Origin of the sequence: Acinetobacter sp. C32I, assembly GCF_023702715.1 — a bacterium.
Taxonomy (GTDB): domain Bacteria; phylum Pseudomonadota; class Gammaproteobacteria; order Pseudomonadales; family Moraxellaceae; genus Acinetobacter.
Genome location: NZ_CP098480.1, coordinates 366,976 through 379,421, shown reverse-complemented (window position 1 = coordinate 379,421; position 12,446 = coordinate 366,976). Strand labels below are relative to the sequence as shown.

Genomic DNA, 12,446 nt, shown 5'->3' with positions numbered 1-12,446 from the left:
CAAACTGCCTGTTGTTGTGATGTTAAACCGTTTTGTCTGCCCTACTTTTTCTGTACTGCATCCACACAAAAATCAGCAATCTGTTTGGAAAAATAGTCTTTGTGCGCATGATCAAACTTGGTATTTTGTGCTGGATCCAACGGTTCAACCACCACATAGGTCATTGCCCCGACCACACACATGGCTGTTGTGTTTAAGTCATCCAAAACAAATTCACCACTTGCATTTCCATCTGCAAGGATTTTTTTAATACTTTGTTTAATCAACTGTTTTACCCGAAAACGCTCATGTTCAACGCTTGAATCCACGGGTTCAAACATGAGTGAATATGCCAGCTGCGGACTGTTCAAGGCCCGTTTTACAAAGGTCGCGACTGCCTTGTGCAATTTTTGTTCTGCGGTCAGATCACTTTCTGTGATGGCATCAATCACCAACAGTTCGGTATTGATGGCTTCTGACAAGACCTCAATTAACACCTGACTTTTATTGTCAAAGTAGCGATACACCAGACCACTTGAGACCCCTGCTTGCTCAGCAATGGTTTGTATCTGTGCGTCTTTGAACCCTCCCTCTGAAATTAATTTTCTGGCTGAACTCAAAATCGATTTACGATTTTGCTCCATCCGCTCCTGCATTAAAGTTGATCGTTTATAGCTCATAAATTTTATTCTCTAACAAATAAAGTGAATTGTAAATCATTTTATGAATCACTATTCACTTTTTTAAAAATTCATTGTAAGGTAGTTCCTAAGCACACACAACAACGCTTAATGGAACAACAAATATAATCACTGGGATGACAATACAATGAACCTACGTAGCTTGAACTTTGGTCTGGATGAAACATTAATTGCTCTACAAGATTCGGTTGCTGCATTTTGTGCAAAGGAAATTGCACCTATTGCACAACAAGTCGATCAGGACAATGTATTCCCTGCCCATCTCTGGAAAAAATTTGGAGATATGGGATTGATGGGCTTAACCGTTTCTGAAGAATATGGCGGCACCAATCTAGGCTATCTAGCACATATCATCGTGTTGCAAGAAATTTCGCGTGCATCCGCCTCTATTGGTCTTTCCTATGGTGCGCATTCTAACTTGTGTATTAACCAGATCAACCGTAACGGCAGTGAGCAACAAAAGCAGAAATATTTACCTAAACTGATTTCAGGTGACTTTGTCGGTGCTTTGGCGATGTCTGAACCCAACGCAGGTTCGGATGTGGTCAGTATGAAACTACGTGCCGAACAAAAAGGCGATCATTTTATTCTCAATGGTTCAAAAATGTGGATCACCAATGGTGGTGATGCTGATGTACTGGTGGTTTATGCCAAAACCGATCCACATGCCGGTGCCAAAGGCATGACTGCCTTCCTAATTGAAAAAAATATGCCTGGCTTTAGTCATGGTAAGCATTTAGACAAACTCGGGATGCGTGGCTCTAATACCTATCCACTATTTTTTGACAATGTAGAAGTGCCTGCTGAAAACGTACTTGGTGGCGTTGGCAATGGTGCCAAAGTACTGATGAGTGGTTTGGACTATGAACGTGCGGTTTTAAGTGCTGGCCCTTTAGGCATTATGGATGCGTGTTTGGATGTGGTGATTCCCTACCTGCATGAACGTGAGCAATTCGGTCAGGCTTTAGGTGAATTCCAATTAATGCAAGGCAAACTGGCGGATATGTATTCCACTTGGCTGGCTTGTAAAGCCTTGGTCTATGCGGTTGGCGCGGCCTGTGACAAAGCCGACCATGATCGTAGCTTACGCAAAGATGCGGCCAGCGCGATTTTATATGCAGCAGAAAAAGCCACGTGGATGGCGGGTGAAACCATTCAAACTCTCGGTGGTAATGGTTATATCAATGAATTTTCAGCTGGTCGTTTATGGCGTGATGCCAAACTTTATGAAATTGGTGCAGGAACTTCTGAAATTCGCCGCATGCTGATTGGCCGCGAACTGTTTAATGAAACCAAATAATAACCATAAATCAGGATGCAGCTTATGAACCAATTACACAGCAAAATTAATGTTCGAAGTGAAGACTTCAAAACCAATCAACACGCCATGCAAACATTGGTCAGCGATCTGAAACAAGTGGCGCAAAAAGTAGCACTTGGTGGTGGCGAAAATGCGCGCCAAAAACATTTGGCCAGAGGCAAACTTTTACCACGCGATCGTATTGATCAACTGATTGACGTCGGCACTGCTTTTTTAGAAATTGGTCAGTTGGCTGCTTACAAAGTATATGAAGATGACATCCCTGCTGCGGGTGTGATTGCAGGGATTGGCCAAGTTAATGGTGTGACCTGCATGATCGTTGCCAATGATGCAACCGTCAAAGGTGGTACCTATTATCCATTGACGGTGAAAAAGCATTTACGTGCGCAGGAAATTGCTGAGCAAAATCACTTGCCGTGTATTTATCTGGTGGATTCAGGCGGTGCATTCTTACCGATGCAAGATGAGGTGTTTCCTGATCGAGATCATTTCGGGCGTATTTTCTATAATCAAGCGCGCATGTCGAGCCAAGGTATCGCCCAAATTGCGGTAGTGATGGGCAGCTGTACCGCTGGTGGTGCTTATGTCCCTGCCATGTCGGATGAAACGATTATTGTCCGTAATCAAGGTACGATTTTCCTCGGTGGCCCGCCATTGGTCAAAGCCGCAACGGGTGAAGTGGTCAGCAGTGAAGATTTGGGTGGTGGTGATGTACATACCCGCCTATCAGGGGTTGCCGATCATTTGGCTGAAAATGATGAACACGCACTTGCAATTGCCCGTAACATCGTTGCCAACCTGAATAAAAAGCCCAACGAATTAAACAAGCAGATTGATGAACCGCTATTTGATGCCAACGAACTTTATGGCGTTGTACCAAGTGATGCACGTAAACCTTTCGATGTACGTGAAGTCATTGCCCGCATCGTAGACGGCTCGCGCTTTGATGAATTTAAAGCACGTTTTGGCTCAACTCTGATCACAGGTTTTGCCTCTTTGTATGGGATGCCTGTTGGCATCATTGCCAATAACGGGATTCTATTTTCTGAATCTGCACAGAAAGGCGCACACTTTATCGAGCTATGTACTCAACGTAATATCCCATTGCTATTTATCCAAAACATCACTGGCTTTATGGTCGGTCGCCAATACGAAAATGAAGGTATTGCCAAGCATGGTGCTAAATTGGTAATGGCAGTTGCTACAGCCAATGTACCGAAACTCACCCTGATTATTGGGGGGTCTTTTGGTGCAGGTAACTATGGCATGTGCGGACGTGCTTATTCACCACGCTTTTTATGGACATGGCCGAACTCACGTATTTCGGTGATGGGGGGAGAACAGGCTGCCAGTGTGTTATCAACCTTGAAACGTGATCAGATTGAACAAAAAGGCGCACAATGGTCAGCACAGGAAGAAGATCAATTTAAACAACCGATTCGTGAACAATATGAGCACCAAGGGCATCCATATTATGCCTCTGCCCGCCTCTGGGATGACGGCGTGATTGACCCTGCTCAAACCCGTCATGTGCTGGGGCTGAGCCTTGCTGCTGCGCTGAATGCACCAATTCAGCCGACCAAGTTCGGCGTGTTCCGCATGTAAGAGGTATCTATGAGCTATCAATTTTTACAACTGGAACAACACGGTCAAGTGGCCTATGTTTGGCTAAACCGACCAGAACTGCACAATGCCTTTAATACTACGCTGATTGAAGAATTACATGCCTGCTTTACCAGCTTAAATCAGCGTGATGATGTGCGTGTGGTGGTCTTGGCTGGACGTGGCAAAAGCTTTTCAGCAGGTGCCGATCTGAATTGGATGAAACAGGCAGGTCAAGCCTCTTCAGCAGAAAACGAAGCCGATGCGCTCAAACTTGCACAAATGCTAAATGCACTCGCAACTTTGAAACAACCGACACTTGCGCGTGTGCATGGCATTGCCTTTGGTGGTGGCATGGGTTTGGCATCGGCCTGTGATATTTGTATTGCCAGTACTGATGCAAAATTTGCCACTTCAGAAATTCGACTCGGTCTTGCCCCATCCACTATCAGTCCCTATGTGATTCGTGCTATTGGTGCTCGACAGGCTTCTCGTTACTTCTTAACTGCGGAACGTATTTCAGCACGCGACGCCAAGCAGATTGGCCTAGCTCATGAAGTTGCTGATGCCGAAGACTTAGACCAAAAAGTTCAAGAGATTATCAATGCACTGTTACTTGGTGGACCACAGGCACAGGCTGCATCAAAACAGTTGATTCAGATGGTCAGCCACCAAACGATGAGTGATGATTTGCTAAAACAAACTGCACAGCATATTGCTCAAGTTCGTCAAGGCAGCGAAGCAAAAGATGGTCTGAATGCCTTTTTAAATAAACAACAACCTGCGTGGACTTCCACCTCCCAATAACAACAATTCAGGACGATCACAATGTTTGAAAAGATTTTAATTGCGAACCGTGGCGAGATTGCCTGCCGTGTGATTCGTACTGCAAAAAAACTCGGTATTGCAACGGTTGCAGTGTATTCAGATGCAGATGCCAATGCACAGCATGTTAAATTGGCAGATGAGGCGATTTATATTGGGCAATCCCCTGCCACGCAAAGTTATTTACAAGTGGATCGTATTATTCAGGCAGCGATTGATACGGGCAGCCAAGCGATTCACCCAGGTTACGGTTTCTTGTCCGAAAATGACCAATTTGCCCTAGCTTGCCAACAGCACAATATTTGCTTCATTGGCCCACCCGTGGATGCGATTTTAGCCATGGGTCTCAAAGCCACCTCTAAAGCCTTAATGGAAAAAGCAGGTGTGCCTTTAACACCAGGTTATCACGGCACCAATCAAGAGGCTGAGTTTTTAAAACAGCAAGCCGATGCAATTGGCTATCCAGTACTGATCAAAGCCAGTGCTGGCGGTGGTGGTAAAGGCATGAGCTTGGTCGAACGCAGTGAAGATTTCTTGCAGTCCTTAGCCTCGTGTAAACGTGAAGCCAAATCTAGCTTTGGTAATGACGATGTCCTAATTGAACGCTATGTGATTCAGCCGCGCCATATTGAAGTACAAGTCTTTGGTGATACGCATGGCAATTATGTACACCTGTTTGAACGTGATTGTTCGGTACAACGTCGTCATCAAAAAGTACTTGAAGAAGCCCCTGCACCGCAAATGCCTGCTGAGAAACTGGATGCCATGCGTCAAGCTGCCATTGATGCTGCCCGTGCAGTGGATTACGTCGGTGCGGGTACAGTCGAGTTTATTGTGGAACAGGATGGTACCGCCTATTTCATGGAAATGAACACTCGCCTGCAAGTCGAACATCCTGTCACCGAAATGATTACCGGTGAAGATCTGGTGGAGTGGCAACTGCGTGTCGCTGATGGTGAACCGCTACCAAAACTGCAACATCAATTACAGATTCATGGTCATGCGCTTGAAGCGCGTATCTATGCCGAAGAACCCGAAAAAGGCTTCTTACCTGCCATCGGCAAAATTGACTATTTACACTACCCAACGCAAAGCAAGTCTGTCCGTGTTGACAGTGGCATAGTAGAAGGTGATGAGATCACCACCTATTATGACCCAATGATTGCCAAATTGATTGTATGGGGCAAAAACCGTGAAGCGGCTTTAATCCAAATGCAACATGCGCTCGGTCAATTCCACGTCGATGGTTTAGGGAATAATATTGCCTTTCTGGAAAAGATTGTACGCTGTGATTCATTTAAACAGGCCAAACTGGATACCAACCTGATTCAACGTGAACAGGATTTCTTGTTCCAGCCTGAACAGATTAAACCTGAATTGGTCGTTGCCACCGCCTTTATCGAATTTTTAAGTAAACTTAATCACAACCGCTCTAGCCAAAAACAGCTATGGCAAGCACAACCGCTATGGCGTTTAAATATTGCTTTTCAGCAAAAGATTAAACTGAGCTATTTAGATCAGACTATTCAAATCAAGCTGAGTTCGGCTGAACATGGTTTTAATGCAGAATATAACGGCGAAATTTATCAGATTTCTGGACAATTATTGGATGCACATAGCGCTGTGATTCATCTCAATGGCACCCAACAGAAACTGTCATTTAACCAGAGTCAGCAAGGCATTACCCTGTTCCATACGGGACAAAGCCATAAATTTGGCTATATTCGCCAAGATTATCATCAGGACGATAGTCAAGCAGATCAAGGCCATCTCAAAGCACCCATGCCAGGTGTGGTGACTCAGGTTCTGGTCGGTGCTAATCATAATGTCAAAAAAGACGATATCTTAATGACGCTTGAAGCTATGAAAATGGAATACACCATCCGCGCACCACAAGATGGCGTGATTGTTGATGCCTATTTTCAGGTGGGTGATCAGGTGAAAGCTGGCGATGAACTAGTGGAATTTCAGCCTTTACAGGAGGAAGTTGCATGAGTGAGTTTGTCAAAATCGTGGAAGTTGGACCCCGAGATGGTCTGCAAAACGAAAAACAGGCGTTGACCGTCGAACAACGCCTAAACTTCATTCATGATCTGATAAGTGCTGGACTAAAATCGATTGAAGTGGGTTCCTGTGTGTCTGCCAAATGGGTGCCGCAAATGGCGCAAAGCGATGAGCTGTTTAAGCAGCTACCCCAACGCGCCAATCTGAATTTAAGCCTGCTTACCCCAAATATCAAAGGCTTTGAGACTGCTCAGGCGGTGGGGTGCAAGGAGGTTGCGGTATTTACCGCAGCCTCTGAAAGTTTTACCCGTAAAAATATCAACTGTTCAATTGATGAAAGTTTTGAGAAATTCGCTGATGTACTACGTGCAGCCAAAGCGCAGCATATCCGTGTCCGTGGTTATGTCTCTTGTATCGTCGATTGTCCTTATGAAGGTGCGATTGCACCTGAACAAGTGGTCAACGTGGTTAAACGACTATATGACATGGGTTGCTATGAAGTATCTTTGGGTGAAACCATCGGTACCGCCACACCTGATCGAGTCAAAAAAGTTTGGCAAGCTTGTCTAGCTGAACTCGACAGCAAAGTTTTAGCAGGGCATTTTCATAATACCTATGGCATGGCGATTGCCAATATTTACCAGTCCTTACAACAAGGCATTCGTGTGTTTGATTCATCCCTTGCAGGACTGGGTGGCTGCCCTTATGCCAAAGGCGCTTCTGGCAATGTTGCGACCGAAGATCTGTTCTATTTGCTGTCGCATATGGGCTTTGAAACGGGGATTGATTTAGAAAAACTGATGCAAGCCAGCCAAAATATTAGCCATGTCTTAAACCGAAAAAGCTTATCTAACTATGCGACTGCATATTGGCAAACAAAGTGTGCTTAGTGATATCTAGATTCGGATTCGCTTATCATTTGGCAACAAGCTTAATCAATTAAGTTTGCTCAGCTGATTAGGTCTCACCTTTTTCTCGTTCCATGTCGATCGTGGGACGAGACTCGTCTATGCGATTTATTTCAATATGATAGAGCTCTTTCAATAGTCAAAAATAATCAATAATTGGTGTTGAAAGTCCCTTCTCCATTGGTGTTGGTGATGAGGACTATAAGTCCGCAAGAGGATGAGGGGGATTCTTATAAATCCTCTCTCTAGCCCTCTCCTTTAAAAAGGAGAGGGAACTTTCATTGCGAATTCAATACAGCTCAAAATGACTTATACAAGAACTCTAATAATTATCTCTGTACAAAATGCCTCCTTTTAAAGAAGCATTTTTTATTTTAATCCTTATTATTCTTTTTCTAATGCTCTCTCAGATTAGTTATAAAAAATAATCCGTATCTTGCTGTATTTTTGGCGAAATATACTGCTCAACCCACTCCAGCCATGCCCGTGTTTTTGCATCCACAAAATGACGCGATGGCAATAAGGTATAGACTCCAATATCAGGTGATCGCCAAGCAGGTAAAATACGACGCAATCGCCCTGCCCGAATCGCATCAATCGATGAGAAGGTCGGTAATAATGCAATGCCCATATCCTGTTGTACAACATCCAGCAACAACTCAGGCGTATCAGCAATCAATGGTCCATTGATATCAATCTGATAAGAACAGCTGTTTTCACTGACCAAATGCCATTGTGGGGTAATCGAAGGGTTAACCAAGCGCAAGCAGGCATGCTTTTGCAAATCATCCAAGGATTGAGGTTCGCCATACTTTTCCAAGTATGCAGGTGATGCACATAGCACCGAAAAGATGGTACCAATTCGACGTGCCACAAACCGTGAATCGGCCAATGACTCGGTGAGATATAGGCTGACATCAATGCCCTTGCCTAACAAATCAGGCACATTTTGCGAAGTCCGATATTCAACTGTCAGGTCAGGATAGGTTTGACAGAAATCCGCCATCATCGGCGCCAGATAGTGATGACCAAAACTGGCCATACTCAACACCCGCAACCGCCCTTGTGGTCTGGCTGCCATGCCCATGGCTTGTGCTTCAGATTCCTCGACCATCGCCAGCACCTGACGGCATTGCTCGGCATAGTTTGCACCAATTTCGGTCAAGGCGTGTTGTCGGGTTGATCGTTGTAGTAGTTTTGTACCTAAACGCCCTTCTAATTCGCTAATTAATCGCGAAACTTGCGCAGTTGTCAGTTCCATCTGTTCAGCGGCAGCCGTGAAACTCCCGCTATCAATCACTTTCAGGAAGGCATGCATTGCATGTAGCAATCCACCATCAAGATTTTTGCGCATAACGTAAATATCTTTTTCTAAATTACGCATTGTTGCACCAGTCTGGATCAACCACAATGACAAATATGTACATTGATTGAGCAGTTTTTTTTAGCGAACGCCACTGATCAATCTTTTTAAAATATGTACTTACTCCAAATATTCAACCGGATGTTGAAAAAAAGAAAGTAGTCAAAACTACACACAATTCTAAGGAGACATAAATGAATATAGCGACAAAAGTTACTCCAAAAATGATCGCTACTAAAGATGTATCACTGGACGATAAATATATCAGTGATCACGGTTCGGCCTATATGACAGGCATTCAGGCACTGGTTCGGTTACCTCTAGCACAGACTCGCCGTGATGAATTGAACGGGTTGCATACTGCCGGCTTCATTTCAGGTTATCGCGGTTCCCCTGTCGGGAATTATGATAATTTCCTTTGGCAAATTGGAGGCCTGCTTAAAGATCACCATGTCGTCTTTCAACCTGGTATCAATGAAGACCTTGCAGCGACTGCCATTTGGGGCACGCAACAAGCCAATCTCGCAGGTCAGGGTAAGTATGATGGTGTGAGCGCATGGTGGTATGGTAAAGGCCCAGGTGTAGACCGCTCAGGCGATGTACTCCGCCATGCCAACCTTGCAGGAACGGCCAAACACAGTGGCGTGGTTGCCCTGTTTGGTGATGACCATTCCTGTAAATCATCCACCGTTCCCCACCAATCTGAACATGTGATGATGGGTTGTGGCATTCCAATTTTCTATCCAACTTCGGTGCAACATATTCTCGATTTGGGCGTCCATGCGATTGCCATGTCACGTTTTGCTGGGGTTTGGACCTCAATGAAACTGGTTAGTGAGATTGTGGAAACCTCGGCTTCGGTCCTTGTCGATCTCGATCGTGTCACACCTGTTTTACCTGAAATCGAGCTGCCTGCCGACGGCATCCATATTCGCTGGCCAGATCATGGCATCCAACAAGAACAACGACTCTATCAATATCGCTTACCTGCTGTGCTGGCCTATGCGCGTGCCAATCAACTGAATCAGATCACATGGCCGTGTGAGCATGCCCGTATTGGTATTGCAGCCAGTGGTAAAGGTTATCTCGATACCATCGAAGCCTTGCGCATTCTCGGCATTGAAAATGAAACAGCGCAACAACTTGGTCTGCGGGTCTATCAAGTCGGTTTAATCTGGCCTTTGGAACCACAAGGTCTACGTGAATTTGCTGAGGGTTTACAAGAACTGATTGTGGTCGAAGAAAAACGTCCAATTCTGGAAGCACAAATTAAAGATGAATTATATTCCCTGCCTGATGAGCAACGTCCACATGTGATCGGCAAAGCGATCCATGGTAAAGGTGAATGGAGTACCTCATTTGAAGAAGCACCGCTGATTGGGCATTACGAGTTCCAACCTGAACCGATTGCCAAAATGTTGGCAGCACGGTTTTTACAGTTAGATTTGCCTGAAAGTTTAAGACAGCAAATCCAGAGTCGTGTCGATTTACTGTATAAGGCAGAACAAGAATCACGCCGCGTACTGGATTTGGCCGAGCGTAAACCGTATTTCTGTAGCGGTTGTCCACATAACACCTCAACCGTCGTACCAGAAGGTAGTCGTGCACTTGGCGGCATCGGTTGCCACTATATTGCAGTGTCATTGGATCGCGGCACCGAAACCTTCTCGCAAATGGGTGGTGAAGGTGTCAGTTGGGCGGGTGCATCACATTTCACCAATGAAAAGCATATTTTTGCCAATCTCGGTGATGGCACCTACTTCCATTCAGGCTATCTGGCGATTCGACAAGCCATTGCAGCAAACATCAACATTACCTACAAGATTTTATATAACGATGCGGTTGCCATGACTGGTGGTCAGCATGTTGATGGACATTTGAGTGTCGCGCAACTGACTCGCCAGCTCGATGCTGAAGGCATTAAAAAACAGGTTATCGTGACCGATGAACCTGAGCTAATCCATGCCGAAGAGCACCTTGCACCGCATGTCGAAATCCGCCATCGCAATGATCTTGATGCAGTACAACGTGAGTTACGTGATATTTCGGGTGTCACTGCTTTAATCTATGTGCAAACTTGTGCTAGTGAAAAACGCCGTCGCCGTAAACGTGATGCTTACCCTGACCCTGCTGAACGTCTTTATATCAATAGCGATATCTGTGAAGGTTGTGGCGATTGCTCCAAAAAATCAAATTGTCTTTCAATTGAACCAGTAGAAACCGCTTTGGGCACCAAACGTCAAATTAACCAAAGCAGCTGTAATAAAGACTTCACCTGTGTGGAAGGCTTCTGCCCAAGCTTTGTCACCGTGCATACCCGTGATATGAAACGCCCTGCCAAGTTTGAAGGTTTTGCGACAGGTTGGCCTGAACGTCCCTTAATTCCTCAACTGACTGATACACCAAATCGTATTATGGTCGGTGGTGTTGGCGGTACAGGTGTAGTTACCGTTGGGGCTTTACTGGGCATGGCCGCACATTTGGAAGGCAAAGCCACCCGTGTCATGGATATGGCGGGACTGGCGCAAAAAGGCGGTACGGTGTATTCCTATATTCAAATTGCCGCAGATGATGCGCAAATTTCCTCAACTAAAATTCCAGAACATCAATGCGATCTATTGATTGGTGCCGATGCCATTGTGGCGGGCAGTAATGCCGCGCTATCACGTTTAAAACAAGATGCGATGGTGATCGTCAATGAAGATGGTTCACCCACCTCTGACTTTATTAACAAACGTGACTGGTATGCACCGATTCATGATTTGATTGATCGTCTGCGTGGTCGTGTCCACAAAGAAAATCTGCTCTCCTTACCTGCGGCACGAATCGCAACACAGGTTCTAGGTGATGCCATCTATGCTAATCAACTGCTCTTAGGGATGGCATGGCAATCAGGGCAAATTCCTCTGTTACGTGAAAGTATTGAAAAAGCCATTCAACTGAATGGCACGGCGATTGATAAAAACCTTGAAGCCTTCCGTATTGGGTGCCACCTGGCCAGTGATCCAAGCCTAATCACCCGTTTACTCGACAGCTTGCCAAAAAGCAATGCACCGCAAACACTGGCTGAACTGATCAATGATCGCACGATACGTTTGCAAGACTATTGGAACGAAGCCTATGCCAATCAATATCGTATGTTATTGGAACAGGTTGCTAAATTACTGCCTGAAGCACTGGCAATTACCATCGCAACTCAACTGTATCGTGTCATGGCCTATAAAGATGAATATGAAGTGGCACGTTTACTGACAGGTGCAAACTTTAAGAAATCCATTGAGTCGCAATTTGGTCGTGGAGTACGTTTATCCTATCATCTCGCTCCACCGACACTGGGGACCAATGTGCGTAAACGTATCTTTGGTTACTGGATGCGCTTTCCAATGATGTTACTGGCGCGTTTACAATGGCTGCGCGAAAGTTTCTTTGATCCATTTGCACGTCAACAAGAACGTCAATATGAACATGCATGGCGTGATCGCTACATCGCCTTTGTTGAAACCCTGATCTCATCACCAAACAGCTATAATCTGGCTGTTGCAGAACAGATTGCCGAACTACCGGCTGAAGTCCGTGGTTTTGGACATATCAAAATGCAGGCGATGCAAAGCGCAAATCAACGCTGGGATGAGTTATCAGCCGATCTCACCAACAAAGTCTAAGCCCTATAGGTCACTGACTAAGCAGATCCAATTTCTGAGGAGATGCTTGGTCAGTTGATTAAAATTTAATTGCAGCACATC

The 12,446-nt window shown here is 45.2% G+C and carries 7 protein-coding genes and 1 pseudogene; 6 read left to right on the top strand and 2 right to left on the bottom strand.

The window, feature by feature from the left end:
* Positions 1-41: 41 nt before the first annotated feature.
* Positions 42-659: a TetR/AcrR family transcriptional regulator gene (locus tag NDN13_RS01835; RefSeq protein WP_251116955.1), complete on the bottom strand. Its 618-nt coding sequence runs from the start codon at positions 657-659 to the stop codon at positions 42-44.
* Between the two features lie 148 nt (positions 660-807).
* On the opposite strand from NDN13_RS01835, the gene NDN13_RS01830 reads away from it, so the two are divergent.
* The 5 genes and pseudogenes from NDN13_RS01830 to NDN13_RS01810 all read left to right on the top strand — a co-directional run bounded on the left by NDN13_RS01830 (position 808) and on the right by NDN13_RS01810 (position 7,322).
* On the top strand, positions 808-1,980 hold the full coding sequence (locus NDN13_RS01830; RefSeq protein WP_251116954.1) for an isovaleryl-CoA dehydrogenase: 1,173 nt from the start codon (positions 808-810) through the stop codon (positions 1,978-1,980).
* Positions 1,981-2,004: 24 nt separating this feature from the next.
* Positions 2,005-3,606 (top strand): carboxyl transferase domain-containing protein, encoded by a 1,602-nt coding sequence (locus tag NDN13_RS01825; protein WP_004808118.1) that lies wholly within the window; start codon positions 2,005-2,007, stop codon positions 3,604-3,606.
* Between the two features lie 9 nt (positions 3,607-3,615).
* A pseudogene (locus tag NDN13_RS01820) lies at positions 3,616-4,450 on the top strand (enoyl-CoA hydratase/isomerase family protein).
* The gene (locus NDN13_RS01815) at positions 4,432-6,423 is read left to right on the top strand and encodes an acetyl/propionyl/methylcrotonyl-CoA carboxylase subunit alpha (RefSeq protein ID WP_251116952.1); all 1,992 of its coding nucleotides are present in this window, start codon (positions 4,432-4,434) and stop codon (positions 6,421-6,423) included. The pseudogene NDN13_RS01820 and the gene NDN13_RS01815 overlap by 19 nt, the downstream one beginning before the upstream one ends.
* Positions 6,420-7,322, top strand: coding sequence for a hydroxymethylglutaryl-CoA lyase (locus tag NDN13_RS01810; protein WP_251116951.1), 903 nt, complete (start codon positions 6,420-6,422; stop codon positions 7,320-7,322). Before NDN13_RS01815 ends, NDN13_RS01810 begins: the two co-directional genes overlap by 4 nt.
* A gap of 433 nt (positions 7,323-7,755) precedes the next feature.
* Here the strand turns inward: NDN13_RS01810 and NDN13_RS01805 are convergent, their stop codons facing one another.
* On the bottom strand, positions 7,756-8,694 hold the full coding sequence (locus NDN13_RS01805) for a LysR family transcriptional regulator (protein ID WP_251118142.1): 939 nt from the start codon (positions 8,692-8,694) through the stop codon (positions 7,756-7,758).
* A gap of 203 nt (positions 8,695-8,897) precedes the next feature.
* On the opposite strand from NDN13_RS01805, the gene NDN13_RS01800 reads away from it, so the two are divergent.
* A complete protein-coding gene (locus NDN13_RS01800; protein ID WP_251116950.1) occupies positions 8,898-12,365 on the top strand; it encodes an indolepyruvate ferredoxin oxidoreductase family protein in 3,468 nt (1,155 codons plus the stop codon).
* Positions 12,366-12,446: the final 81 nt, after the last annotated feature.

What these genes read in the sequence shown, in the direction of transcription:
- NDN13_RS01835 (WP_251116955.1), bottom strand. Translation starts at nt 659, where the DNA reads ATGAGCTATAAACGATCAACTTTAATGCAGGAGCGGATGGAGCAAAAT.
- NDN13_RS01830 (WP_251116954.1), top strand. Translation starts at nt 808, where the DNA reads ATGAACCTACGTAGCTTGAACTTTGGTCTGGATGAAACATTAATTGCT.
- NDN13_RS01825 (WP_004808118.1), top strand. Translation starts at nt 2,005, where the DNA reads ATGAACCAATTACACAGCAAAATTAATGTTCGAAGTGAAGACTTCAAA.
- NDN13_RS01815 (WP_251116952.1), top strand. Translation starts at nt 4,432, where the DNA reads ATGTTTGAAAAGATTTTAATTGCGAACCGTGGCGAGATTGCCTGCCGT.
- NDN13_RS01810 (WP_251116951.1), top strand. Translation starts at nt 6,420, where the DNA reads ATGAGTGAGTTTGTCAAAATCGTGGAAGTTGGACCCCGAGATGGTCTG.
- NDN13_RS01805 (WP_251118142.1), bottom strand. Translation starts at nt 8,694, where the DNA reads ATGCGCAAAAATCTTGATGGTGGATTGCTACATGCAATGCATGCCTTC.
- NDN13_RS01800 (WP_251116950.1), top strand. Translation starts at nt 8,898, where the DNA reads ATGAATATAGCGACAAAAGTTACTCCAAAAATGATCGCTACTAAAGAT.